This is a genomic window from Agrobacterium sp. 16-2014-1-2a (assembly GCF_053522705.1).
The window spans coordinates 891,873-916,831 of sequence record NZ_JBNWBX010000001.1; the positions used below are offsets into that span (position 1 = coordinate 891,873).

Below are 24,959 nucleotides of genomic sequence, written 5' to 3' on the forward strand. Positions count from 1 at the left end.
CCCGGCGGGGGGAAGGTGGCCCGAAGGGTCGGATGAGGGGGCAAGGGCGCGGTCTATCGCTGGCCTTGCCCTTGATCCCGCTGCCACGACCTTCTCCTCCCTAGCGGAGAAGAAACAAGCGGCACGCGCGTTCCACATGCTCTGTCCCGCCCTCAAGGGGAGACACAGTCCCGAGCGACGCTGGCTCGAAGAAGAACCGGCGTCGCATCTCAGATTATCAACCCTGGTCGATATCCAGTGCGATGAAGCGGCTGCCGCTGTCCGTCTGGATCTGGAACAGCGCCTTGGAGCGTCCGTCCTTCTTCGCCTGCTCGAGAACCTTCTCGATATCGGCGGCAGAAGCCACCTGCTGGTTGTTGACGGAGGTGATCTTCTCACCCGTCTTCAGGCCACGGGCAGCGGCGTCGCTGTCCGGATCGACATCAGTGATGGCAAGGCCGTTGCCGTCGTCAGCGGGCGCAACCGTCAGGCCGAGGCTCGACAGCACCTTTGCGCTGGAAGGCTTGCTGCCACTGTCGTTTTCCTGGCCCGGCGTTGCCTTGGAGGCATCGTCGCTTGCGAGATCGCCAAGCGTCACGGTGACCGACTGCGACTTGCCGCCGCGCCAGAGCGAGATTTCAACCTTGCTGTTTGGCGTCATGCTGCCGATGCGGCGCGACAGATCGCGGGCATCCTTGACCGGGTCGCCATTGACGGCGGTGATGATGTCACCCTGCTTGATGCCAGCCTTGTCGCCCGGCGAACCGGACTGCGGCGAGACGACGAGCGCGCCCTTCGCTTCGGCAAGACCAAGCGACTCGGCAATGTCCTTGCTGACGGGCTGGATCTGCACGCCGAGCCAGCCGCGTTCGACCTTGCCGTCCTTTTGCAGGTCGGCGATCACGTCCTTGGCAACGGACGACGGGATGGCGAAAGCAATACCGACATTGCCGCCGGAGGGCGAGAAGATCGCGGTGTTGATGCCAACGACTTCACCGTTGAGATCGAAGGCGGGACCACCGGAGTTGCCGCGGTTCACGGCGGCGTCGATCTGCAGGTAATCGTCATAGGGGCCGGAGCCGATATCGCGGCCACGGGCAGAAACGATGCCCGAGGTTACCGTGCCGCCGAGGCCGAAGGGGTTACCGACGGCTACGACCCAGTCACCGACGCGAATCTTGCTATCGTCGGCAAACTGCACATAGGTGAACTTGCGGTTCACATCGACCTTCAGCAGCGCCAGATCGGTACGCGGATCACGGCCAACGAGCTTGGCTTCGAGTTCGGTGCCGTCATTCATCACCACCGTGTAGGCGGAGCCGTCATCGACAACGTGGTTGTTGGTGACGACATAACCGTCTTCGGAGATGAAGAAGCCGGATCCTTGAGCGACGGGGCGCAGCGGACCCTTGCCGTCACGGTGACGGTTCGGACCACGGTCGGGACGGTCCTGGTTGGGACCGCCGAATTCCTTGAAGAAGCGCTTCAGGGGATGGTCGTCCGGCAGCTGGTCGAGACCACGGCCGCCGAAATTGAAGGAAAAGTTGCTGGAATCATCGGAAGCGGGCTGCACGTTCGACTGGACGCGAACGGAGACGACGGCGGGCGAAACCGCCTCGACCACATTGGCGAAGCTCGGAACCTGCGGCGCAGTCACCTCGACCGGAGCGGCAAAGGAATGAACGATCGGTGCGGCGATGCCTGTGGAAAGCATCAGCGCGGCAAGACCGCCAACGGTCGTTGCCTTCAGAACCGTCTTCAGCGAGGAGCGTCCGTTTTGCGAGTGAGACATGGTGTACCTTCTTTCTTCATTCAGACTGGAACCCGTTTGACCGGGGGAGAAGCGGTGGATGATGAAGATATAGGAGGCGACACCTTACAGCGAAGTGTCTGACGAATGAAAAAACCGTAATGTTGAAAAAGAACCGAGGACGGATATGAAAATCAGTTATTTTTCAATGAGATTACGAATTCTCTCTTCTTCGTCCGCGCTCAGTTTTTCCGGCCGCTCCTGGGTGGCGCGCCGACGCGAAAAAACGAGGATGGCGAATATTCCCGCAAGCGCCAGAACGATGGGCGCGCCCCACAAAAGTGCGGTGCGCAGGCTGAAACGCGGTTTCAGCAGCACGAATTCGCCATAACGAGACACGACGTAGTCGACTACAGCCTGATCGCTATCGCCTGCCACCAGCCTGTCCCGCACCAGAACGCGCAGGTCCCGTGCCAGTTCGGCATTGCTGTCATCGATCGACTGGTTCTGACAGACCATGCAGCGCAGTTGAGACGTGAGATTGCGGGCGCGCTGTTCCAGTGCGGGGTCTTTCAGCACCTCGTCCGGGTTGAAGGCGAAGGCCGGCCATGACGTAAACATGAGAACGAGAAGGAGCGTGAGCCCCGCCACAACCTCCCTCATTCCGCCGCCTCCGGCATCGCGGCCGTTTTTGCCGGCTTCGCCTTGCGGCTCGGTGCGCCCACCCTCAACCGCCTGTCGGAGAGCGATATCAAACCGCCGGCCATCATGAACAGCGTGCCGCCCCAGATGCACAGGATGAAGGGTTTCCACCAGATGCGCACGACCATTCCGCCATCCGCCATCGGGTCACCGAGCGAGACGTAGAGCTGGCTGAGGCCGAAGGTCAAAATGCCCGCTTCCGTGGTCGGCATTCGCCGTGCGGTGTAGAGCCGCTTGGAGGACCAGACGTCGGCCACTTCCACACCCGCCTTGCGTATGGTGAAATGGCCGCGATCCTCGGTGAAATTAGGGCCGACGGCATGGCGGATGCCATCGAAGGTGAGACTGTAGCCGCCCGCCTTCGCCTCCATGCCCTGCTTCATTTCAAGAACGGTTTCGGTCTCGAAGGTGGTGACGGTGACGATGCCGAGCACGGTGATGCCAAGCCCCATATGGGCAAGTGCGGCGCCGAAGGCCGAACGCGGCAGGCCCTTGAGGCGTCGAAAAGCGATGCCGAAGGCCAGTTTGCCGAAATTGGCCCGATACCAGAGATCGGCAAGCGCCCCGAAGATCAGCCAGAAACCGGCTGCGATGCCAAGTGCGGCGAGCACCGGGCCGCCGTTCTCTACGTACCAGAGCGTCAGCCCGGCAAGGGCTGCAATGGCGGCGGCCACATAAAGCCGCTGGAAAGCGCCGAGAAGATCGCCGCGCTTCCAGGCGAGCATCGGCCCGAAGGGCGTGACGATCAGGACCGGGATCATCAGGAGGCCGAAGGTGAGGTTGAAGAACGGCGCGCCGACCGAGATTTTTTCGCCTGTCAGCGTTTCGAGAATGAGCGGATAGAGCGTGCCGATCAGTACCGTTGCGGTCGAGACCGTCAGGATCAGATTGTTGAGGACCAGCGCCCCTTCGCGTGAGATCGGCGCGAACAATCCACCCACCTTCAGCGAGGGCGCCCGCCATGCGAACAACGCGAAAGCTCCGCCGATGAAAACGGTAAGGATGCCGAGAATGAAGATGCCGCGGCTCGGATCGGTGGCGAAGGCGTGCACGGAGGTCAAGACGCCGGAGCGCACGAGGAAGGTGCCGAGCAGCGACAGCGAAAAGGTCATGATCGCCAGAAGCACGGTCCAGATTTTCAGCGCTTCGCGCTTTTCCATGACGAGTGCCGAATGCAGCAGTGCGGTGCCCGCAAGCCATGGCATGAAGGAGGCGTTTTCAACCGGATCCCAGAACCACCAGCCGCCCCAGCCGAGTTCGTAATAGGCCCAGTAAGATCCCATGGAGATACCTGCCGTCAGGAAGGTCCATGCGGCGAGCGTCCACGGCCTTACCCAGCGCGCCCAGGCCGCATCGATCCGGCCCTCCAGAAGTGCAGCGACGGCGAAGGAGAAACAGACGGAAAAGCCGACATAACCGAGATAAAGCAGAGGCGGATGTATGGCGAGGCCGAAGTCCTGAAGGATAGGGTTCAGGTCCTGCCCTTCGGCCGGCACCCGCTCCAGACGCATGAACGGATTGGAGGTGAGCAGAATGAACAGCAGGAAAGCGACGGAAATCCAGGCCTGTACAGACAGCACATTGGCTTTCAGCGTTTCCGGCAGGTTGCGACCGAAGACGGCAACGAGCGCACTGAAAAACACCAGGATCAGCAGCCATAACAGCATGGAGCCCTCATGGTTGCCCCAGACGCCGGTCAACTTGTAGAGCATCGGCATCAGCGAATGGGAGTTTTCCCAGACGTTGCGCACGGAGAAATCCGAAACCGCATAGGCCCGCGTCAGCGCCGCAAAGGACAAGGCCACGAGCAGGAACATCACGACGGAGCCGAGCGAGGCGATATCCATCAGCGCACGGTCGTTGCGGCGCGCGCCGATCACCGGCAGCGTCGAGACGATCAGCCCCACGGCGAGTGCCAGAACCAGAACGTAGTGGCCGATCTCATTGATCATTTTATCGCTCCGGTCTTGTCGGCTGACGCTCCCGCAGGAGAAGGCGCTGCGCCGGAAGGTTGCCCGCCCTCTCCGGTGTTCTGCCACAGGCCCTTGTCTTTCAGCCGGTCGGCCACTTCCTTCGGCATGTAGTTTTCGTCATGCTTGGCCAGAACGCTGTCGGCAACAAAGCCATGGGTCGCGGCATCGAAAACGCCTTCCGTCACCACGCCCTGCCCCTCGCGGAAAAGATCGGGCAGAATGCCGGTATAGCTGACGGGCACGTTTGCTTCACCGTCAGTCACTGTGAAGCTCACCGTGCGGCCCTCCCCGCGCTTGACGGAGCCTTCCGCCACCAGCCCACCAAGGCGGATGCGGGTGCCGGGATTGACCGGCGTCTTTTCCAGATCGGCCGGCATGTAGAAATAGGCTATGGACTGGCCGAAAGCGAACATGACGAGCAGCACGGCCGCGACGATGAAGCTCATGCCGCCGCCGATGATTGCGAGCCGTTTCTGTTTGCGGGTCATTGCGTCACTCCCTGCGGCATCGCGCGCCCTTGCCCGTCCATGCGAACGGGTCCGGCGGAAACTCCCAATTCCTTCGCCAGCGCCAGAAGCTGCTTACCTTCTTCGCCCTCAGGCGGGAAAATCTGCAAACCGGCTCTCAGTGCCTCGCCCGCCTTCGCTGCATTGTTCAAGACGGAATAGGCGCGCACGAGGCGCATCCAGCCTTCGAAATCACCGGGATTTTCCTTGAGCTTGGCGTCGAGGCTCGCCACCATGCCCTCGATCATCGCCTGCCGGTCGGCGGGCGTCATGTCTTTCGCCGCCGCCACGTCGCCTGCGGTCGGGCCGGGCGCTGCCTCGCCGCCGGTTCTGGCGATATGTTCCCGCACCAGCGGCAACCATGGCGCACCGGCTGGTGCATCCGCCGCCAGTGCTGCAAAGGCCGCACGCGCCTCCTGCGCCTTGCCCGCCTGCTCCAGCGACAGCGCCAGATAAAAGCGGGCGCGTGGATTGCCGGGTCTAAGCCGCTCGGCTTCGGCAAAGGCCTCACGCGCAGCCTCGATGACGATGCCGTCATTGCTCGCCACCAGTGTTTCGCCAAGTCCCGTCAGCCGTTCCGTGCTCGGCCCTTGCAGACGAAGCGCGTTGCGATAGGCAAGCTCGGCATCGCCAAGCCGCATCGTCTTGAAATAGATCGGCGCCAGGATATCCCAGCCTGCACCGTCGTCGGGGTTTTCGGCCAGGTGCCGCTCGGCACGGGCGACCAGAAGGTTCATGTCGTTGCCGGGTTGCTCCAGACGCGCCTCGAGCGGCATGTCCGGCACTTCCGGACTTCCCTTCCAGATGTAAAGACAGAGGCCAAGTGCGGGCAGCAAAACGGTAATCAGGGTTACGGCGAGATTGTGCCGCAGCGGCCGGGCGCTGCTTTCAGCGTCTTGACGGGTATCGGCTGCGGCAAGCAGCCGGCGGCCGATTTCGGCGCGGGCATATTCCGCCTCCGTCTCGCCGATCAGGCCAGCGGCACGCTCGCGGTCCAGTTCGGCAAGCTGGTCGCGATAGACTGCAACCTCGCCGTCGCGGCGCGTCTGCGACACCTCGGTCTTCCGCATCAGCGGGTACATCAGGACGATGGCGACAGCCGCCGTCAATATCGCAACGACAATCCAGAACATAAGGCTCAATTACTCGAATGCACGGCACATGGAAACATGAAGCGCGGAGATGACGCGAATTTGAGACATCACGCCGCACCGCCCGGCGTCCAGCTGCACCGCTATAGCCCTTCCTGTCACTCGGAAAGGTCCATGACCTTGATTTACGTCAAAGGAGACCAGCTGCCATCGGCATTGCGACAGGCCGCACCGCGAACCCGGGTTTCCTTTTCATCGACAGTCAGCGTGTGGGAATATTGCCGGCAATTCTGGTTGCCCACCTGATAGGGCGCATTGGCAACCACCTGGCCGCTGGCATCGTCGCCGGTCCATGTCACCGGCGTACCGACCGGGGCGGTTTCCAGTGCGCGATATTCGGCCTCGAGCGCTTTGGTGCGGTCGCCCTTTTCGAGCTGCAGACCGCTTCGTCCGACAATGCCGCCCTGCATGTTGGCAAGGAACGGCGTTGAAGGTTGTGCCGAACCGCCGAACAGGCTGCCACCGGCCGAGCGGGTGCCCGTGGTGGTGCAGGCGCTCAGCATCGATACGCACAGGATCGAGAGAAGTGCCGGGCGTGACACCAGCGAACGCATCGTCACGGAGCGGCAGCCATCATACACGTCAACCAAACCCTGTCCTCTTTTCCTTACCGCACCGCGCGTTATATATCGGCATTGAATTTCTTGCCTTTTTTCTTGCCTCACGCAAGCTCTTTCGAGAGGCCAGGCAAAATCAGATCGGCTTTCAGGCCACCTATCCCGCTGCGCGAGAGGGAAAAGTGGCCATGGTACTCAGACACCACTTCGGAAACGATCGACAATCCGAGGCCGGTGCCAGGACGGCTTTCGTCCAGCCGCCTGCCGCGCTTCATCGCTTCGCTTATCTGCCCGGGCTCCAGCCCCGGCCCGTCATCCTCCACGATCAACTCCACCCATGAGCGCCGGCCCATTTCGGGGTCGGAGGACGGGTGAGTGCCGGTCGCAAGCGTGACGACGACTTTGGTCTGTGCAAAACGCGCGGCATTCTCGAGAAGATTGCCGACGATCTCCTCCAGATCCTGCTGTTCCATGCCCAGCACCGCCCCCGGATGCTCGAAATTCAGCTCGAACTGCTTGTCGGGGTTGAGGCGGCGCATGACGCGCACCAGCCGTTCCAGCGCCGGCTCCGCTTCCACACGGGCAAGGATCGAGCCGCGCTGGGCGGCGATGCGGGCGCGCGAAAGATAGGATTGCACCTGCGCCTGCATGGCGTCAGCCTGCGCGCGCACCAGATCGCCATGCTGCGGCTCCAGCGTGCGGGCCTCGTTCAGAAGCACGGCAATCGGCGTTTTCAGCGAATGTGCGAGATTGCCGACCTGCATGCGGGCGCGCTCGACGATGCGCCGGTTGCTGTCGATCAGCGCATTGACTTCGTTCGCCAATGGCTGGATTTCGCGCGGGAATTCGCCTTCGAGGCTTTCCGCCTCCCCGCCCCTGATCTTGCCGAGCGCCAGACGGGCCTGATCGAGCGGCCGCAGACTGTAGAGAATCGCAAGGCCATTGACGACCAGACTGCCGACGCCGAAGACGGCGAGCGCCAGATAAAGGCTGTTGGAGAAATTGCGCACATCGTCTTCAACGACATTGAGGTTGCCGGAAACGCGGAAACGCGCCGCACGGCCTTCACCATCCAGCACGACTTCCGTTTCTGCCACCCGCACCTTGTTGCCCGCCTCGTCGGTCACGGCATAAAACCGCTCGTATCTGTTATCGAAGGGAGCATCGATAATGCTCGGCACCGGCAAGGACGCGACGCCGAGCGAAGAGGAGACCAGCGGTGCCGTCTGAAAATTGCCGAGCGGCTCCACCACCCAGTACCAGCCGGTATCGGGCTGCGAGAACCGGAGATCGCCGAGCTGCGGGCTGCCGGCCAGCGTATTCTCGTTCGAAATCGTCACGGAATTAATGACGTTATAAAGCTGCGCCCGCAGAAGATCGGTGAAGCTGCGCTCCACGCCCTGCCGGTAGAGCGTCGAGATCACGACGGCAATGACCACCAGCGCCAGCGCCGACCAGGCCGAGGCGAGAAGAAGAACGCGGGCGGTAAGAGAGCTACTTCGCATCTGCCGGCGCTTGCATCCGGTAACCGAGGCCACGGATGGTCTCGATCAGATCAACCCCGAGCTTCTTGCGCAAACGTCCGACAAACACCTCGATCGTGTTGGAATCCCTGTCGAAATCCTGATCGTACATATGTTCGACCAGCTCCGTGCGCGAGACGACCTCGCCCATGTGATGCATGAGATAGGAAAGCAGGCGGAACTCATGCGAGGTGAGCTTCAGCGTCACGCCGTTGACCGTTGCCTTGGAGGATTTGGTATCGAGCTTGACCGGTCCGCAGACGAGCTCGGAGGAAGCGTGGCCAGCGGCGCGGCGGATGAGCGCACGCACGCGGGCAAGAACTTCTTCGACATGGAAGGGCTTGGTCACGTAATCGTCGGCACCGGCATCGATGCCCGCCACCTTGTCGCTCCAGCGGTCACGGGCGGTGAGAATGAGGACCGGCATGGCCTTGCCCGCCGCGCGCCATTTCTCGACGACGGTGATGCCGTCCATCTGCGGCAGGCCGATATCGAGAACGATCGCGTCATAGGGTTCGGTATCGCCGAGATAATGGCCTTCCTCGCCGTCAAATGCCTGATCGACAACATAACCGGCTTCTTTCAGCGCGTCGGTCAGCTGACGATTGAGATTGGCATCGTCCTCAACCACGAGAATACGCATTATCCGCCCTTTCCTTACGTCCCGGCCCGCGCGCGCGTCGCCGGTCATGCTAACTGTGTCGGATTGTTTTCCGATATTTCGGCGATGCGGGCAAGGCTACATCGGCACGCGCATCGTTACCTTGCGCGGGCGCTCGCCATTACCCTGGACGAGAACGGTAACTACACAGGACTGACCGTCACCGGAGGGATAGACCGAAAGAAGCTGACCACCGGTTTCGCGCACCACGCGGGCAACGGCCGCGCCGCAATCGCTTGCAGCCAGAATGTAATGGCCCTGCAAATCAGCCTCGGGCGCCGTGAAACCGGAAAGCCCGGCTGCAAGCGTCGCGATGATGAGAGGTGATGCCATTGCACAAATCTTCCAAAAAAATCGGCTGCGTCTCGAACCGTATTGTGACCGAATATGTAGCGCAAAGCGTCTGAATGGCAAATGAATGCCGCCCCCGACGCCACGACGCACGGCGAGGACGGTATGGGCGCTAGTGGCGTCAGCGGATGGCACGGGTTGCCGAAAGGCGGCCGTAAAGTGCGACGAGGCCGCCAATTCCGCCCGCAACGGTCACCAGTCCCTCCGCCAGCTCGCCGTGCAGGCCGGCGGGAAGATCAAGACCAGCGACGCTGAAAAGCGGTGCGAAAACCGCAACCAGGGCGCCCCAGATCGTGCGCGATTGATACCATGCCTTGGTACTATCCATAATCTCGTCCTTTGCGTTGTTTTTCAGGTGGTTGTCAGAGTGGGAGAACGGCGTGCGCCGCCACTCCCAGAGGCACCGCACGGCCGAGCTGACGGACACGCACGGAAATGTGATCCCGCAAGGTCGGGAAATCTGTGAGTTCGCCCGCTTTGGGGTACAGCCAGAAGGGTTCGGAGACCTCTGCCGTGCGTCGAACGGCCTCGCGATCCAGCACCTCCACGCGGTAACGCTCGAACGGCTCTTCCAGCGGTATCTCGCTCGCGTCCCAGCCATCGGCCTCCATCCGGCCTCGGCGCACCCAGCGCAGCAAAATGCCGTCCCTGCGCCGCTCGGCCGCAAGATGCACCGGCGCGAGCGGCGTTTCAGCCCGCAAGCCACCCTCGAAAATAAAAGGACCGGCGGGGGCGCCCGCCATTCCCGCCGCCTCGGCGATCCAGTTCAGCCGCCGTCCGCGTTCGGTCGCGGCAAGACCGAGCGGCTGCACCGCCGCGTCCAGCACCACGACAGGGGCGCCCACCGGCGCGCCAATGGCCAACGCATCTTCCGTGCCGCCAAGCCCACGCAACAAAGCGGAAAGCCGCCAGCGCGCGGGCGCAATTTCCTCTGCGCGCGCGAAAGCGATGATCTCCCAAACACCGTTTGCGGCCCTCACCGCCATGCGGTTCTCGCCGTTCAGCACCGAAAGCTCCGTGGCCGAGGAAAGCTCGCCGGATGGCAGATCGATCAGGATGGTGTTTTGCCGGTCGAAACGGCCGGAGGGGCCTGATGTCAGCGGCATGGCCAGCGTGCCGATCATCGCGGGCCGGTCAAGCACGGCGCGCTGCCGGTAGCCTTCCGTGCCGGCGGAGGACGAAACGACGATTGGCCGCCATGGCCGTGCAAAAACGGCAATCTGCGCCGAATTTTCAGACGCTGTGCCGTCATGGCGCGGCAGGTCGAGAAACAGCACCTCCGGGGCAAAACCTTCCGCGCCGTTTGCCCCGCCAACACGACGCTCATCCACAGCGCCCGAAAAAGCAGCGGATGCGGCGGAAAAGGCGCGCGCCTCCACCTGCCGTACAGTACCGTCCTCAATCCGGCTGACCAGGAACCTCCCTGCCGGAGCCTCCGAAAACACATTCTGCGGGGGACGGATGCAATCGCCGGGTTCCAGAGCGATATCTGCGGGCGGCAACGCAAAACGCAGCGTGCGCCGCGCCTGCCTGTTGTCACGCAACAGGGCCTCAGCTGCGGCTTCCGCTGTTTCCGCCGGGAGTGCTGCGCTAAGGTCGAGCCGCATGACGCGGCTGCCGGCATTGTCGATACGGCGCGAACGCACGCTCGCCTGCTCGTAGTCCAGCGCCGGATTGAACGAGGTCAGCACGGCCTCTGCGGCGAAATCGCTGTCATGGCCGCGATTTTCCGACCACAGCGGTTCGTCGTCCAGATCGGCCAATACGGCAGCGTCACGCACGGGCAGAACCGCCGTATTGCGAGAGCGGAAGCGCAGGGTTCCGCCGTCCTCGGCCACATCCACCTGAAACGCCGACATCAGCGGCTCCAGGAGGTTGCGGGCCGAGTTCACGTCGCCCTGCACATATCCCGTCAGATCGCCACTGACGGCGGAGACGTCGAAGCCGGAAAATCCATGGTCCGTCAGGATCGCGGCGATGGTATCGGCAAGTGTGGCAGTCCCAAGCCGGCCGTTCAGCCAATGGCCGGTACGCCAGTTGGCCCCATCGCTCCAGGCCGCGCCGTTCTGCGGAAAGGCGGGGAACGGCCGCGCATCCCAGGTCCACATATAGACGCGGTTCGGATCCACCATCGCCGCATCCCCCTTCCCCCTCCAATGGTCGAGATGCGCCTCCAGAAACCGTCGCTGCTGGCTGTCGGCGCGGCTTCTGCGGGAAAAATAGGGATAAGCGTTTTCCGCCGATTTCGGATCGGGAAAGACATTCGGGCGCGTCGCACTCTTGTCCACCGCCGGGCAGCCGAGTTCGGTGAACCAGATCGGTTTCGACCCCGGCACCCATGCGGTTGGCGTCAACTTCTCCGCACCGCGCACCCGGTCAAAATGGGCATTCTGCCACCAGCTTCGCAGGTCCTTGTAGCGGAATACCCACGGCTTGCCCTTGAGACCATCAGTGATGGGCGTGCGCCGCCGCGCCGCGCGGTCGGCATGGCTGGCGTAATACCAGTCGAAACCCTCGCCCGCCGTGATGGCATAACGGAAGGCGCTAGCATCGTCCGGGCCGCTCATACCATCAGGATTGCCGTTTGCGGCATCCTCGTCGCGCCAGTCGGAAAGCGGCATGTAATTGTCGATGCCGATGGCATCGATATCAGGGCTTGCCCACAGCGGATCTAGATTGAAGAACACGTCGCCGGAACCGTCCGCCGGCTGATAGCCGAAATATTCGCTCCAGTCCGCGCCATAGGTCAGTTTCGTTGCCGACCCGACAACGGCGCGCACATCCGCCGCCAGCCGCACCAGTTCCTCCACGAAAGGAAAGGCGTCGTTATGGTCGCGCAGGCTTGTCAGCCCGCGCAGCTCCGAGCCGATCAGGAAGGCATCCACCCCACCCGCCTGCGCCACCAGCGCCGCATAATGCAGCACCATGCGGCGATACCCCTCAGTGCGGTTGCAGAAGGTGGAAATCTCCGTGCGCGTGCCTGCACTGCGGTCGGGCGAACCTGCCAGGCCCGGTGCCGGAAAACAGGTGATGCGTCCGCGCCAGCCATAGGCGTCCTGCTCGCCTTTGCCGTAGGGGTCCGGCAGGCCGTTGCCGGCTGGCACATCCATCATCACGAATGGATAAAGGCAGACCTTCAGACCACGCGCCTTGAGGTCGGCTATCGCCTGCACAACGCTTTGATCATCCGGCGTGCCACCATAAGCCGGGCCGCCGCCGTGATGGCTGACGAGATGCGCTTGCCCGCGCGAAACACCGGCGACGGACCATGCCGCACTTTCCCTGTCGCGACCCGCCACTTCCACACCCGGCAGAATGCGGCATTCGCCCGCGCGCATGTCGGTGCCGAACCAACTCACCACCAGCGCCACGCTTTGCAGATTGGGGCACAGCGCCTGCAATTCGTCGATCGCGGCCTGCCAGTCGGTCAAGGCCGTCAGGCAATTGCGGTTCATGATGCGACTTTCGCCCATGCCGGTGCGTTCCGAAACCTGCGCCGTGGCGTAACCGTGTTCCGTCGCACCGGGAATGACGGTGATGGCACGGATGGCTTTTTCCAGCCGGCCGACCGGTCGCACCACCTCGAACTGCATCAGCGGAATGCGGTTGCCATAGCTGTCAAGCGGCAGGCGTTCGAACACGACATAGGCCAACCCGCGAAAGGCGGGTGCATTGCCTGCGCCCTGTTTTGCCTCGATCAGCGGATCCGGTAATTGCGTCTCGCTGCCGGGATAAAAGCGCATCTCGATGGCGCTCAGGTCCAGTTCCCGCCCATCGGCCCAGACGCGCCGCACCATGGCCGCCTCGCCCTCGCACAGCCCGACGGCGAGATTGGCGAAATAGCGAAAGGACTCGACCTTCGGGCCGCGATTGCCCTTGCCGCCACGACGCGTCACCTCGACGCTTTCCTCAAAGCGCGTCGCCCAGATCAGCGTACCGCCGATCCTCGCCGTGCCGTAAAGCCGGTTGATGGCCGCGCCTTCGTCCGCACCCGGAATACGCGCTGTGGAAAGCCGGGCGCCGGACACCGTCCGCCCGTTCGAAAGCAGCGCGCGGTCGACGGCATGGCCTGCCAGCGCGCCAGCCGCGCGGCCGATGATGGCACCCACGGGGCCGAAAACGCCGCCGAGTGCTGCACCCGCCGCCTGAAAGAGAATGGTCGCCATGGTCGCCTCGAAAAATGTCAGGGTTCGGGAAAACGGAAGACGCCGGCAATACGTCGCTTCCAGCCGGGCACCAGCGCCGAGCGCACCACTGCCACCTGTTCATAGGCATGGATGAAATGCTGCGGCCCGGCGAGGATGCCGAGATGTTTCGCCGCTGCATCGGCCCGCCAGCGGAACAGCAGCAGGTCGCCCGGCATAGCCTCTTCCATATCAGGCACCGCCGAAAAATAACGTTTCGCGGCCTCCAGCAACCGGTCCTCGCCGCCCCGCTCGGCCCAATCTGGTGCGTAGGGCGGCGGCAGTTCCGGTTCCTCGCCGTAAAGCGAGCGCCAGATGCCCCTGACAAGGCCGAGGCAATCGCAGCCAACGCCTTGCAACGACGCCTGATGCCGGTAGGGCGTGCCGATCCAGCCTTGCGCGACCGCCAGCACTTTTTCTGAGGTACTGCTCATGGAAACAGCGCCCCGCCGTCATGGGTCTGGCCGCTGCTGGCGTAGGAATAGGCGAAATCCGCCCCCGGCAGATGCGGAAAGCCACGAAAGTTCAGGTAATTGGCGAATTTCGCCTTGCAGGTCGCAAAACGCTTGTCGCAACCGGCGATGACGGAAAAAACATCACCCGGCTGCGGCGGTTGCTCCGGAGCGAGCCACAAGGACAGAAGCGTGCCGCCATCGCGTTTCTCGTGGCCGTCGAGATCGAAACCCTTGCCGGCAAGTTGGCCGCTCAGAAACTGCAATTTCCCACGGCTGAAGAAACCATCGGCGAAAGCGTCCAGCCCTGTCACCAGCAGGTTGCCCGCCGCGTCCGTGCCCGCAACGCTGCCGGTGCCGGTAAATCGCTTGAGATCGACGCCGCATCGCCGATCACCAAGGGCGGCATCGCAGCGCCGCCCATAGACCCTGCCCTGCGGCTGGGAAAGACGATGGGCGATGCTGCGCAGCTCGGCACGAAACGCTCCGCCCGCCCGTGTCACCTCGCCGATTTCGCGCATGTTCAGCAGCACATGCTGTTCCGGCGCCTGCCAATTGACGAGGTAGAGCGCCACCTGCGCACCATCGAAACGTCCGGCGGCCAGATCGCTTTCGGAAATCGCCTCACTGGCAAAGCCGCCCGTCACTTCGCCCGCACTCGCGCCAAGTCCGGCCTCGCTGTCGCTGTCACTCGCACCAAAGCCGCTTGCGGCCAGATAGGCAGTACCGGCGAAGGAAAGGGTCCCGTCATGGTCGGTAAAACCGATGACCTCGCCGTCCTTCAGCGTCACTTTCCAGCAATGGCAGGTGGTCGTGGCCTCGCCCGCCAGATGCTCGGCAAAAGCGGCAGGAATGGTCTTCATGGGAGGATTTCCATCAATGGAATGGAGGGAATGCGGCCCGCCTCGAAGGCGGTAAGGTTCACGTCGATGCGGTCGATTGCAAATCGCACCGGCACGTCGAATTCGAAACCGGCCCGGATTGCGGCACCGGCAGGCGGCGCCTTACCGGCGCGAAACGTCACCGTACCGGTCGCATGGTCGACCGAAAAATCCGACAAGACGGCTTTCACCCCATCGACTGAGATGATGACCGAAGCCTCGACCGGCTTCTCTACCCGCCGGGTGAAAGAACCGCCCGCATCGGCATAGGTCTTCACCAGCTGAAAAGCCGTCGTCGTGCCGTCACCGGTGCCAATCTTCTGGTCGCTTGCAGCAGGTGTCTGGCCCGGCGGACATGATTTGAAATCCACCGGGTCGCGAAACCGAAAACCATGGAGTTCACCGCGCCGCGCCTCGAAAAAGGACAGCACCTCGTAAAGATCGGCAACGGAGCGAATGCCCGATCCTGCGTCATAGGCGCGTCTGGCATTCTTCCAACGCTGGTTGCGGTTCTCCCGCCCATTGGAAAGGTTGACGATATCGGTTCTCCTTACCGGCCCGCCGCTCACGCCAAGCGCCAGCCTCAGCGGAAACCGCACTTCATGAAATGCCGCCATGTCGTTGTTCCTGGATTCGTTTTGATAGTCTGGGAAAGATGGAAGGATCACGCTCGACACAGAGGTCTTGCGGGGAGGAGGTCCAATCCGTCACAGGCCGCGCTGGCCACGCCCGACGCTGCGCGCCAGCATGGCGGCGATCTGGCCTTCACTTTTTCTGAAGCTCGCCGCATCCGTCGCCGTCACATTGAAAACAATCTGCGCGCCGCCGCCACCCGCCGGTGCGGCAACACCGAGCGCCCCATCCGAACCACGCTTCAGCGGCAGGATCGCCTCGGCACCCGCTTCGCCCATCAGGCCAAGCCCGCCGCCCATCGGGAAGAAGGCCGGGCTTGCGACCACACCGCCATCGGCAAAGGGCGTGATACTGCGTCCCGGCACCCCGCCATCGGCAAAGGCAAACAGCGAACCGCCGCCATTCAAAAGCCCGCCCACAGCATTGCCGATCATGTTCTCAAGCGGCTTCAGCCCGGCGGAAAGCGCAATGCCGGAGAGCCGTTCGCCAAGCCCGCGCAACACGTCATCCAACCCCTTGCCGCCCGTCACCGCGGCCTGCATGGCAGAAGTCAACGCCGCCCCGAACCGCTCGGAACGCCGTTCGAGATCACCCATCACCTCCGAGAGCGCTTCCGCTTCCTCGCGACTGTCCGCAATCGATACTTCGCCTGCCATCACGCTTGCCTTTCTGATTCAAAACGGAGCCGTAGATGTTTGAATTGCCTGGTCGTTTTCACGAAAGATGCACGCCCCCCAAAATAGCAAACCACACTCACCCATCCGGAAACCGCCGCATCATCGCATCCATCGCCGGGCGGTCGAGGGTGTGGAAAGCGGGGCGGATGCCGCCGGTCATGGCAAAGAACTCCCTTGGCGTCAGCCGCCAGAAGGTTTCGGAGGAAAGCCGCAGCAGGTGGAAACCGGTGTGTATTACCGCCTCCCAGGGAAAAGGACGCGGCGTCAGATCGCCCACCTCACCTGCTGCGGCACTCAAGGGTCCGGCGGTGTGCCCCTCGAACCGGCAAAGGTGGCTGTCAGGAGATCGGCGACGATGGCGGCGTGGCCGGCAAGGCCGCCTTCCACCGTGGCTGCGGCCACGTCCTCATCGGAAAACACGTTGCCCGCGCCGCGCAGACCTGCGCCGATCACCCGTATCATATCGGTCGCCTTCATACGTCCGGCTGCGAAACGTTCGGCGAGCGCGGTGAGATCATCGGCCTGAAAGGCGGTTTCGAGTTCGGCGAGAGCGCCGAGCGTCAGGCAAAGAACGCGCCTTTCGCCATCGATCAGCGCCTCGATCTCGCCGCGATGGCGGTTCGCCCGCCCGTAACGCAACCCTTGTGGCATCACAGTGCTCCGAAATTAAGGAAACCGGCCGATTCCAGCGCAGTCTCGAATTGCACTTCGCCATCGTGGCGACCGGAATATTCGAGCGCGACGATCTGGAACGGCCCGGTGATCGTGCCAAAGTCAGGAATGACGATCTGCCAGCCCGGAATGGAGCCGGCGAAAAATGCGCCACGCACCAGCGCATCGCTTGCCTGATCCTTGAAGATGCCCGACGCCGTCAGCGATGCCCGCTGCACGCCGGCGCCGGCCAGAAGCTCGCGCCAGCGCCCGGCGCTTTCGCCGTCGGTAATATCGACCGCCTGCGCGTTGAAGGCCAGACGCTTGGTTCTGAGCCCCGCCACGGTCACATAGGAGCCGGCGTTGTTGAACTTCAGCAGCAGGTCCTTGCCCTTCTGCGCCACCATGGTGTTCTCCCTCTCGTTTCGATTGATGTCGTCTCGTTTGATGTTGCCGGGTCGCAACTGGCCTGCTACCAAAAGCATTCCCGCATCTCGCACCCGCGATTTTCATCATGTCTGATGCCACCCCCTTCACGTCTCGCGCGCGCCTTATCGGCGTGCTTGCGGTTGGGCAGGTCGTCAGCTGGGGCACCGGTTTCGACATGCTGGCCATACTGGGGCCACGCATCGGACAGGAACTGGCCATCGCAAACGAGGTCGTTTTTGCCGGTCTCACCGTCATGATGACGATCAGCGCCCTCTGCGGCCCGCTTCTGGGAAGAACGCTGGTGCGCCGTGGTGCCGCCCCTGTTCTTGTGGCGGGTTCGTTGCTGTTCACGGCGGGTTTTGTCGTGCTCGCCTTTGCGGGCGGCGTGATCAGCTATGTCCTCGGCTGGATCGTGATGGGTCTGGCCGCGACCTGCGGCCTGACGACGGCGGCCCATACGGCTGTGGTAGAACGTGTCGGCGCGGAAAGTGGCCGGTCGCTGACGCTTCTGATGGTGTTTACCGGGCTTTCGGCAGCGGTTTTCCTACCCGTCACCACCGTCGCAGATCAGCACCTGGGCTGGCGCGGCACCCTTTTAGTATATGCCTGTCTGCAGATATTCGTGCTTCTGCCACTCTATGTTTTTGTCCTTCCCGGACGAAGGACGAGCAATACTCCAGGCACGTCGAAAACCGCTGCTGTCTCGACATCGCCTGTCGATACGCGGCGCGCCTTTCTACTTCTGGCGGCAATGACGACGCTTAGCGCCTTCACAGCCTTTGGCTTTTCGCCGCTCCTGCCTCTGCTGCTGGTCCATGCCGGCGCATCGCAATCGCTCGCCGTGCAACTGGCAGCCGTGCGCAGCGTGCTTGCGATCATGGCGCGCGGGCTGGATTTTCTGCTTGGAAAACACGGCAATCCCTTCGTCACCTGCATGATCGGCTTAGGTATGCTGCTCGCATCCTTCGTGCTGTTGCTCGTTTTTGCCCCGGCCATGCCCGCTTTCATCGGTTTCATCATTTTCTTCGGCTTTGGCGCGGGCGTGCTCACCGTCAGTCGCGCGGTGTTGCCGCTCGCAGTATTTTCACCGGAACAATATGGCCTTCAGGCCGCGCGTATCTCCCTGCCGCAGAACCTTGCGATTGCCGTGGCGCCCGTCATTTTCACGCTGGCGCTGGATCGCGGCGGGGTGGCGGCCATGCTCACCATCGCCGCCGTGCTGATCAGCATTTCGTTTCTGCTGCTGATCGTGCTTTGGCGCACCGTGCGCAAACAGAATTCCTGAACCGACCCTATTCCGTTACCGCCCTGAAACGCATTTCTGCGAGGAAGTTCCGTGTCTTCGGCTCGCGCCGCGAACGGCTCGAGAGAAGCTGCAGATTGACGAGCGAGATACCGACAAGCGGAAGGGCGGCATCGTCGAGCAGGGTTTTCACCCGCCCGGCAATCTCACCCGCGCACCTGCGGCCATTGGCATCGCTCCAGATGTCGAGCGACAGAAAATGTTCTTCGGCCTTTTCCGTCGCCGTCGAGTAATCGCGGCTTTCAAGTTCGCCGATAACGATCAAGGGCAGGACGGCGCGCGGCAAAAGCCGGTCGACGATACCGCCGGGGATGAGCTCCATCAGAGCAGCGTCGCCGGAAAGTCTTGCGAAAATCGCCTGTAGAAGCACATTTGCGGCGCTCACGGGCTTTCCTCCTCACAGCGGCAGACGATGAAACGGCGGGTCTCGTCCGGATCCATCACGGCCCGGATCGCCAGAATGCGCCGTCCCTTGCGAAAGCGCATGCCGGCGGCAATGTCGCTGCGCCAGACCAGCCAGACGCGGTGGGTGATTGTTACGCCCTCAGCCGAGGCCCGCTCATGCGAGGCATTCGAAACAGGTTCGATGGCCGTCCAGAGCGAACCCAGGAAACTCCAGCTTTCCGCGGCCCCACCCTGCCCGTCCGGTACCTCACTGCGCACCTCCAGCTCCAACCGCGCCGTAAGCTTGCCGGGGTCGAGAAAAACGAGGTTCATGGCTCAGAGCCCCGCACGGCAGAACGGCGACACCAGCCGCTCGTAACCGGCCGGAACCGCTGCGGGTTGATTTTCCAGAGCAACGGCTCCGCGGAAGGCGAACATCTGGGCCACATGCATCAGCATGGCGCGTTTCAGCGTATCGGGCACATCGGTTCCCGCCTCACCGTAACCGGCAATGAAGTCGATCTCGATGCCGTTCATCACCCGTCCGGGGGCTGGCGGGTCGCGCAGCCACAGCCGCGCCGGGCGCGCCTCGCCGTCAAGCAATCTGTCGGCGGCTGTGATGTCGGCCGCGCGCCCTTGACCGTCAAAAACCAGAATCGTTTCGATGGTTTGCACCGGTCCCTTACCAATCAGAATCATGCCACTCGGCGGCCACCGGTCGAGATAGAGCCGCCAGGTCTGGCGTATCAGGCAAAGTCCTGTCGTACGTTCCAGATGCTCGCGGGCGGTACGGATCAGCGCAGCCAGCAGCGCATCCTCGTCGCCGCCGTCGAGACGCAAATGCGCCTTCACCTCGGCAAGCGTCAGCGGCTCCGCCTGCGGCGGATGAATGAGGGCATAGGTCATGGGGTCTCCGGATATGGGACAGAAAGAATTCCGGCCGAAAGCGTTTGGCGAAAATGTAGCATCCGCACGCCGTCACCCCCGACTTGGTCCGGGGTGACGGGGAAGATTGTGGTCAATTCACCCCGAACTTCACCAGCTTGATCGCCTCGAAGTTCTGCACGCCGCCGCCCACGCGCTTGGTGGTGTAGAACAGCACATAGGGTTTTGCCGAATAGGGATCGCGCAGGATGCGCACGCCGGTGCGGTCCACCACGAGGTAACCGGCGCGGAAATCACCGAAAGCGATGGCGAAGCTGTTTGCCGCGACATTCGGCATGTCTTCGGCCTCCATCACGGGAAAGCCCATCAGCGAGGCTGGCTGCCCGGCGGCAGCGGGCGGATGCCAGAGATAGGCGCCGCTGGTATCCTTGAAGCGGCGCAGCGCGCCTTGCGTCTTGCGGTTCATCACGAAGTTGCCGTTCTGGCGGTGGCCTGCCTTCAGCCCATAGACGGCATCCAGCAGCACATCCATTGGCCCCGCGGAGGCGAAGCCACCCGCAACACCGGTGGCGACATAACCGATATTGCCCCAGCTCCAGCTGTCATTGGCGACGGCCGTATAAGAGAGGAAACCCTTCGGTCTGTTGGTGCCGTCGCCGGCGATGAACGCCGCTGCCTCCTGTTCGGCAAAGGCAATGTCCACTTCCGAGGCGATCCAGGCCTCGATATCCACGGCCGCATCATCCAGCAACCCCTGGGTTGCGGCAGGCATGGCGTAGAGTTCCATGGTCGGGAAGGAAAGTTCGGAGAGCTTCGGTGTCGTCGTCTCGGGGCGAGCCGCCGTTTCAGAAACCCAGCCGGTGGCAAATCCACCCGGCGAAAACGGCTTCTTCAGCACGGCAGTGGAAACCTGCCGCACGGTCGCCAGCGACCGGATCGGTGAAATCGCCGTCATGCGGCGGCCGATCTCGCCATCCGTTTCGGTGGGCAGCAGATAACCACCATCGGCGCCTGTCGATCCGGCAAAGGCCTTGGCCTCCAGATCGCGCAGCGCGCCCTCCTCACCCCGGCGGATATAGGCCTCGAAGGCGGCCTTGTGCTCATCCGTATCGAGGGAATGCGCCTGCTTGCGGCCGAGCGCCGGGCGCGCCTTCTTGAGCGCCAGATCGTCCATGATCTTGCGGTTGTCATCGAGCGCCTTGTCGATGCGGTCGAGCTTGTCGCGGGTCACGACGTCGGACCCCATCTTGCGTTCGATATCGGAAAGCCGCTGGTCGTTGGTGTCGCGGAAGGCCTCGAAGGCCTCCATGAATTCGTCGAAGGCCGCCGTCATCGTATCGGGCACGGCCTTCACCTGCGGCGCGACCGTCATTGCGGCCGGTTTGGTCATCTGGTCTGTCATGTCGCCATCCTTGTTTTCGGAAGTGTTTGGGAGGAAGTCAGCGTTTGAAGGCTGTGTCGAAAAGCGAACGCGCCGCGCGGCGCATGGTGCGCACCAGCTCGGTTTCGCGGTCGCGGAAGAAGCGGGCGTGTTTGACATCCGATACCCGCGCGGACGGCAGCATCGGAAAGGTCACCACAGAGATTTCCCAGAGATCGGCCTCCAGAATGCGCCTGACGCCAGAGCGTGCCGCCTTGCCGGAGCGCCCCTCCTTGCTGGAACGTACCGTGCGAAAACCGATCGAAAGCCCGTCCAGCGCGCCTGTCTTCATCAGCGAATGGACCTCTCGCGAGCGGGCGACGCCGGGGGCGAGAACACCTTCCACGTAAAGCCCGCGCTCATCCTCGCGGATGGTGCGCCATGCGCCGATCGGCTCGGCCGGATCGTGCTGGTAGAGCATCCGGATACCGCCCGCACCGCGTTCCTCGATGGAGCGGCGGAAAGCGCCGCCCTCGATCACGTCGCGGCCGAGATCGACCTCGCCGAAGACGCTGGCATAACCGGAAAACGTGCCGTCGCCAGCTATGCCGCGCAGTTCCAGATTGGCGAATTTGCGCGTGGCGGGGCGCGGCCCGCGATAGACGTGCATGGGAAACTCCTGCGATGTGAAAAGGGGGTGCCGCGTGGAGGCTAAGCGCGCGGACGGGCGTTGTAACGGTCGGCCACGCGCACCAGCAGGCCAAGCCCCCACCAGGCCACCATGCTGGCAGCGGCAGAGCCCGCCACCATGATTTCCCGGCCTGAAAGCGCGCCGGCAATCTCGAGTTGCTGCACGATCCACAGGCCCACGGGGCCGCCGAAGATCATGCCGCAGGAGACGCCGGTCACGAAACGGCTCGCCGCCTCGCGTTTGCTTTTCGGCAGGAGGTAGACGAGCGACACACCCGCGCCTGCGACGGCACCGGTGATGCGGGCGGCCCAGATGCCGCCTTCATTGGCGAATTCAGACATGGGTAATCATTCCGGTTTAGGATGTGAAAAATCGGACAGACGCGTCGCGTCGCCCGCAGGTCGGGTGTGCAGTTTCAAAACGCCATTTCGCGAGTCTTCAGAATCGCTTGAACGGCGAACCTCACAAAACGATTCCGCTGGTTCAGAATTTGGTCGAAGACGCGGCCAGGTGGCTCAAGCACGGTGGCTAATACCCCACCGCCTCCCGCTTTTCCTCGTCGGTCAGAAACGACGCTGCGCCGATCCTTGTCCACAGGGCGTCCCGCTCACCGGCAAGACCGGCGATCCTGTCGAGATCCGGTTCCAGCCGCAGCCCGGAGCCGAAAATCGGCGATAGCCAGCCGCAGAGCCGTGCCGCCGTGCGGTTGACCAGCGGCAGCACGGTGAGACGATAAAAAGCGCGGTTTGCCTCCTGGTAATTGGCATAGGTATTGTCGCCGGGAATGCCGATCAGCATCGGCGGTACGCCGAGTGCAAGCGCTATGTCGCGTGCGGCACCGTTGCGCGCTTCCAGAAAATCCATGTCGCGCGGCGAAAGCCCCATGGCCTTCCAGTCGAGACCGCCTTCCAGAAGAAGCGGCCGGCCTGCATTCATCGCGCCCTGATAACCTTCCTCCAGCTCGCGCTTCAGCCGCTCATATTGCTCGGTGGAGAGATTGCCACCCTCCTTTGGCTGATAGACCAGTGCACCGGAAGGGCGAGCGGAATTGTCGAGCAGACGTTTGTTCCACTGGCTTGCGGCATTGTGCAGATCGAGAGCCGCGCCCGCCGAAGCAAGTGGCGCGAACCCGGCCCGATCGTCCAGCGGATGAAAAAGCTTCAGGTGCAGCAGCCCCAGCCCGTCACGTTCAGAGGCAATGCGCCTGATGGCGCGGCCCTCGGCACGATAATCGTAACCCACGGGCCAGCCATCCGCGCCTTCGATGATGCTCACCCGGTCCGGCCGCAGAAGATGCAGCTCGCGCAGTCGTTCGCCGACCACTAGCGGCTCGATATAGGCGTTGCCAGCCAACATCAGATGGCCATACAGCGTCTCGAAAAAGTCCGGCCCGCCCAAATGAGCGCTCGGCTTGCCTAGAAGTGCGAGCAGCGAATGATCGCCGATCTCCTCATCGCCATCGTAAAGCAGCCAGCTCACCGATGCGGAGGCTTCTGCCACCATGCGGGCGGCGCGGTGCGCTACCGGGTTTTTCATGAAGCCCTCGCGGGCGAGTGCGGCATAGGAGCGGCCGGTCCAGAATGCCTGCCCACCCTGCGCCGCAACCGCCATGAAGCCGCCCGCCGCTGTCTTGCGTTCAGGCACGGCTCTGCCATCCGCCGGGCGCCGCCACGGCAGGGAAAACGGAAATCGCATGGAATTGTCCTTGTTTTAATGCGGGCTCAGTTTCCCGCCAGGCACTCATCCCTGTGCTCGTGACAGGGATTCAGCCAGCCCAAGTTTTTGGACTGAAAGCACTCTTTTTGCCGCGCAGACGCGCGTCGGCTGGCTTCCTGTGACAGGCTCAGGAATGAGGGTGGAGGGCCCGAGTCTTGACGAAACTTACCGGATTGGCGCTTTCACTGCCGTATCGCTGTTGAAATCAGCGGCAACCCGCGTCTCGCGCAGCGGCTTCACCGTGCGCGTCGAAAGATCATAAGCGGGGTCGGCTTTGTAGGCGGCGAGCGCCGCCTCGTTTTCGAACTCTCCATAGACGATGAAATCGACCGAATTGCCCCATTGGTCCTTCTTCACATTCTCGCCGATTTCGAGCTTCAGCGAATGCGGTATGGCGGTGAGGCCGGAGAGCCCCTTGCGCACGGCGTCGCGGTTTTCCTCGGGAACGGTGAAAAAAACGATATGGCGGATCACGGTGTCACCTGTCATGCAAAATTCGAATATGGCCCTTGCGGCGCTTGCTAACGGGTTATCATCTGGCCCGCGCCGGTTCAATCCGCGCCGCCAAAAGGGCGCGATGAAATGCCCGGCCGTAGTCCCCGACAAGCCGCGCCCGGTCGCGGCCATTGATGATGGCGCGCGCACCCTCCCAATCCTCACGCTTGCCCTCGAAGACATCGGCAAGCTTCCGGCCGGTAAAGCTGCCGGATACCATGCCGTGGATCAGGATCGCGGTTGCCACATTCGGTTCCATGGCGCGCTCGGGACGCTCCAGAAGGTCCACACCGGTCATCTGCGACATGGCCTCGTAATTGCGGCGATGCGTCAGTTGCACGAAACCGCGCCCGAGCCAGCTTTTGCCGTGGGCGTCTGGCCGCCAATAGGGTTTGCGCACCATGGGCAGCCTGCCTGCCGCAAAGGCCCGGTCCAGCCTTGCGATCGCCTCGGCATCGTTTGCCGCCAATGTCTCGCGCACCGGCTGCATGGTCGCAGCCGTCTCGTGAAAAGTGGTGGCCAGCATGTAGGCGAGCCAGCGGGGATCACCGCCCGGCAGGGCCTTGCCGAAGCCGGCCAGGATCGTCTTCGTGCCGTCAAGCTGTGCAGCTCGCAGGCGACCACCGTAGATGGAAATTCGCACCGACGCGAAGAATCGCGCCTCGTCATAGGCCACAGCCGGCTCCTGAAAATCGGGGGCGATATCACCCTCTGTTTTTTCCACATGACGGCCGTCAGAACTAAATCGATTTGAAAAAATCCTAATCGATTTTAATCCGCTGACCGGGGTTTTGAGGTAAAAAATTCCTTGAGTTGCGGACCCTTAGCGCGCTAACTCCATTCACCGCGCACTTCCGCAGCGTTGACCATTCAAGGAGGAATGCCACCATGACAGCGACAATCCCCCAGACCGTTTATGACCGGCTCGAAAACGAGTGGCGCCAGATGCGCGAAACCGGTTCTCAGCCGAAACCCGCGCAGTCTCCGAAGAAGTAGCATCTGCCAGACGTCCGATTTTGGGCGTTAACGGCGACCCGGATTTCTTCTCCCCCGCCGGGGAGAAGA

The 24,959-nt window shown here is 62.7% G+C and carries 28 protein-coding genes; 1 reads left to right on the plus strand and 27 read right to left on the minus strand.

What is annotated here, in order from left to right; genetic code table 11:
* Positions 1-217: 217 nt before the first annotated feature.
* From ACQZ45_RS04460 to ACQZ45_RS04545, 18 genes are all read right to left on the minus strand, one after another.
* Positions 218-1,771, minus strand: a complete 1,554-nt coding sequence (locus tag ACQZ45_RS04460) for a Do family serine endopeptidase (protein WP_448742184.1) — start codon at positions 1,769-1,771, stop codon at positions 218-220.
* Positions 1,772-1,927: 156 nt separating this feature from the next.
* Positions 1,928-2,392: a cytochrome c-type biogenesis protein gene (locus ACQZ45_RS04465; protein WP_025592862.1), complete on the minus strand. Its 465-nt coding sequence runs from the start codon at positions 2,390-2,392 to the stop codon at positions 1,928-1,930.
* Entirely contained in the window at positions 2,389-4,383 is a 1,995-nt protein-coding gene (locus ACQZ45_RS04470) for a heme lyase CcmF/NrfE family subunit (protein ID WP_003512142.1), read from the minus strand. Before ACQZ45_RS04470 ends, ACQZ45_RS04465 begins: the two co-directional genes overlap by 4 nt.
* Complete coding sequence (gene ccmE, locus ACQZ45_RS04475; protein WP_003512141.1) at positions 4,380-4,892, minus strand: cytochrome c maturation protein CcmE; 513 nt, start codon at positions 4,890-4,892, stop codon at positions 4,380-4,382. The genes ACQZ45_RS04470 and ccmE overlap by 4 nt, the downstream gene beginning before the upstream one ends.
* Positions 4,889-6,043, minus strand: a complete 1,155-nt coding sequence (gene ccmI, locus ACQZ45_RS04480) for a c-type cytochrome biogenesis protein CcmI (protein ID WP_162736162.1) — start codon at positions 6,041-6,043, stop codon at positions 4,889-4,891. Before ccmI ends, ccmE begins: the two co-directional genes overlap by 4 nt.
* Positions 6,044-6,186: 143 nt before the next feature.
* Positions 6,187-6,615: a membrane protein gene (locus ACQZ45_RS04485; protein ID WP_025592860.1), complete on the minus strand. Its 429-nt coding sequence runs from the start codon at positions 6,613-6,615 to the stop codon at positions 6,187-6,189.
* Between the two features lie 107 nt (positions 6,616-6,722).
* Positions 6,723-8,123 (minus strand): sensor histidine kinase, encoded by a 1,401-nt coding sequence (locus ACQZ45_RS04490; RefSeq protein ID WP_003512137.1) that lies wholly within the window; start codon positions 8,121-8,123, stop codon positions 6,723-6,725.
* Positions 8,113-8,784 (minus strand): response regulator transcription factor, encoded by a 672-nt coding sequence (locus ACQZ45_RS04495; RefSeq protein WP_003512135.1) that lies wholly within the window; start codon positions 8,782-8,784, stop codon positions 8,113-8,115. Before ACQZ45_RS04495 ends, ACQZ45_RS04490 begins: the two co-directional genes overlap by 11 nt.
* Positions 8,785-8,880: 96 nt before the next feature.
* Entirely contained in the window at positions 8,881-9,135 is a 255-nt protein-coding gene (locus ACQZ45_RS04500) for a hypothetical protein (RefSeq protein WP_003497070.1), read from the minus strand.
* A 139-nt stretch (positions 9,136-9,274) separates the two neighbouring features.
* Positions 9,275-9,481 (minus strand): hypothetical protein, encoded by a 207-nt coding sequence (locus ACQZ45_RS04505; protein WP_019564069.1) that lies wholly within the window; start codon positions 9,479-9,481, stop codon positions 9,275-9,277.
* 34 nt (positions 9,482-9,515) lie between these two features.
* Positions 9,516-13,319, minus strand: coding sequence for a baseplate multidomain protein megatron (locus ACQZ45_RS04510; protein ID WP_448742185.1), 3,804 nt, complete (start codon positions 13,317-13,319; stop codon positions 9,516-9,518).
* 17 nt (positions 13,320-13,336) lie between these two features.
* Positions 13,337-13,771: a C40 family peptidase gene (locus ACQZ45_RS04515; protein WP_113291426.1), complete on the minus strand. Its 435-nt coding sequence runs from the start codon at positions 13,769-13,771 to the stop codon at positions 13,337-13,339.
* Positions 13,768-14,652 carry a DUF2163 domain-containing protein gene (locus tag ACQZ45_RS04520; protein WP_113291425.1) on the minus strand — a complete coding sequence of 295 codons (885 nt, stop codon included), beginning with the start codon at positions 14,650-14,652 and terminating at the stop codon, positions 13,768-13,770. The genes ACQZ45_RS04515 and ACQZ45_RS04520 overlap by 4 nt, the downstream gene beginning before the upstream one ends.
* Positions 14,649-15,287: a TIGR02217 family protein gene (locus tag ACQZ45_RS04525; protein WP_013635745.1), complete on the minus strand. Its 639-nt coding sequence runs from the start codon at positions 15,285-15,287 to the stop codon at positions 14,649-14,651. Before ACQZ45_RS04525 ends, ACQZ45_RS04520 begins: the two co-directional genes overlap by 4 nt.
* 90 nt (positions 15,288-15,377) lie before the next feature.
* On the minus strand, positions 15,378-15,959 hold the full coding sequence (locus tag ACQZ45_RS04530) for a phage tail tape measure protein (RefSeq protein WP_111783215.1): 582 nt from the start codon (positions 15,957-15,959) through the stop codon (positions 15,378-15,380).
* A gap of 97 nt (positions 15,960-16,056) precedes the next feature.
* Complete coding sequence (locus ACQZ45_RS04535) at positions 16,057-16,278, minus strand: rcc01693 family protein (protein ID WP_013635743.1); 222 nt, start codon at positions 16,276-16,278, stop codon at positions 16,057-16,059.
* Entirely contained in the window at positions 16,275-16,631 is a 357-nt protein-coding gene (locus ACQZ45_RS04540) for a gene transfer agent family protein (protein ID WP_013635742.1), read from the minus strand. Before ACQZ45_RS04540 ends, ACQZ45_RS04535 begins: the two co-directional genes overlap by 4 nt.
* Positions 16,631-17,038, minus strand: coding sequence for a phage major tail protein, TP901-1 family (locus ACQZ45_RS04545; RefSeq protein ID WP_003512111.1), 408 nt, complete (start codon positions 17,036-17,038; stop codon positions 16,631-16,633). The genes ACQZ45_RS04540 and ACQZ45_RS04545 overlap by 1 nt, the downstream gene beginning before the upstream one ends.
* A 107-nt stretch (positions 17,039-17,145) precedes the next feature.
* Here ACQZ45_RS04545 and ACQZ45_RS04550 point away from each other — a divergent pair, with 107 nt between their 5' ends.
* On the plus strand, positions 17,146-18,345 hold the full coding sequence (locus ACQZ45_RS04550; RefSeq protein ID WP_162736161.1) for an MFS transporter: 1,200 nt from the start codon (positions 17,146-17,148) through the stop codon (positions 18,343-18,345).
* A 7-nt stretch (positions 18,346-18,352) separates the two neighbouring features.
* Here the strand turns inward: ACQZ45_RS04550 and ACQZ45_RS04555 are convergent, their stop codons facing one another.
* From ACQZ45_RS04555 to ACQZ45_RS04595, 9 genes are all read right to left on the minus strand, one after another.
* Entirely contained in the window at positions 18,353-18,748 is a 396-nt protein-coding gene (locus ACQZ45_RS04555) for a DUF3168 domain-containing protein (RefSeq protein ID WP_112681488.1), read from the minus strand.
* Positions 18,745-19,080, minus strand: coding sequence for a phage head closure protein (locus ACQZ45_RS04560; protein ID WP_112681489.1), 336 nt, complete (start codon positions 19,078-19,080; stop codon positions 18,745-18,747). The genes ACQZ45_RS04555 and ACQZ45_RS04560 overlap by 4 nt, the downstream gene beginning before the upstream one ends.
* A gap of 3 nt (positions 19,081-19,083) precedes the next feature.
* Positions 19,084-19,653 carry a head-tail connector protein gene (locus ACQZ45_RS04565; protein ID WP_003512105.1) on the minus strand — a complete coding sequence of 190 codons (570 nt, stop codon included), beginning with the start codon at positions 19,651-19,653 and terminating at the stop codon, positions 19,084-19,086.
* A 112-nt stretch (positions 19,654-19,765) separates the two neighbouring features.
* The gene (locus ACQZ45_RS04570) at positions 19,766-21,034 is read right to left on the minus strand and encodes a phage major capsid protein (RefSeq protein WP_113291424.1); all 1,269 of its coding nucleotides are present in this window, start codon (positions 21,032-21,034) and stop codon (positions 19,766-19,768) included.
* Between the two features lie 37 nt (positions 21,035-21,071).
* On the minus strand, positions 21,072-21,662 hold the full coding sequence (locus tag ACQZ45_RS04575) for an HK97 family phage prohead protease (RefSeq protein ID WP_113291423.1): 591 nt from the start codon (positions 21,660-21,662) through the stop codon (positions 21,072-21,074).
* Positions 21,663-21,703: 41 nt separating this feature from the next.
* Entirely contained in the window at positions 21,704-22,024 is a 321-nt protein-coding gene (locus tag ACQZ45_RS04580) for a DUF6107 family protein (RefSeq protein ID WP_003512100.1), read from the minus strand.
* A gap of 187 nt (positions 22,025-22,211) precedes the next feature.
* Complete coding sequence (locus tag ACQZ45_RS04585) at positions 22,212-23,378, minus strand: phage portal protein (RefSeq protein ID WP_003512098.1); 1,167 nt, start codon at positions 23,376-23,378, stop codon at positions 22,212-22,214.
* A gap of 186 nt (positions 23,379-23,564) precedes the next feature.
* Positions 23,565-23,888, minus strand: coding sequence for a Dabb family protein (locus tag ACQZ45_RS04590; protein WP_003512096.1), 324 nt, complete (start codon positions 23,886-23,888; stop codon positions 23,565-23,567).
* Positions 23,889-23,931: 43 nt separating this feature from the next.
* Positions 23,932-24,570, minus strand: a complete 639-nt coding sequence (locus tag ACQZ45_RS04595; RefSeq protein WP_113291523.1) for a hypothetical protein — start codon at positions 24,568-24,570, stop codon at positions 23,932-23,934.
* Positions 24,571-24,959: the final 389 nt, after the last annotated feature.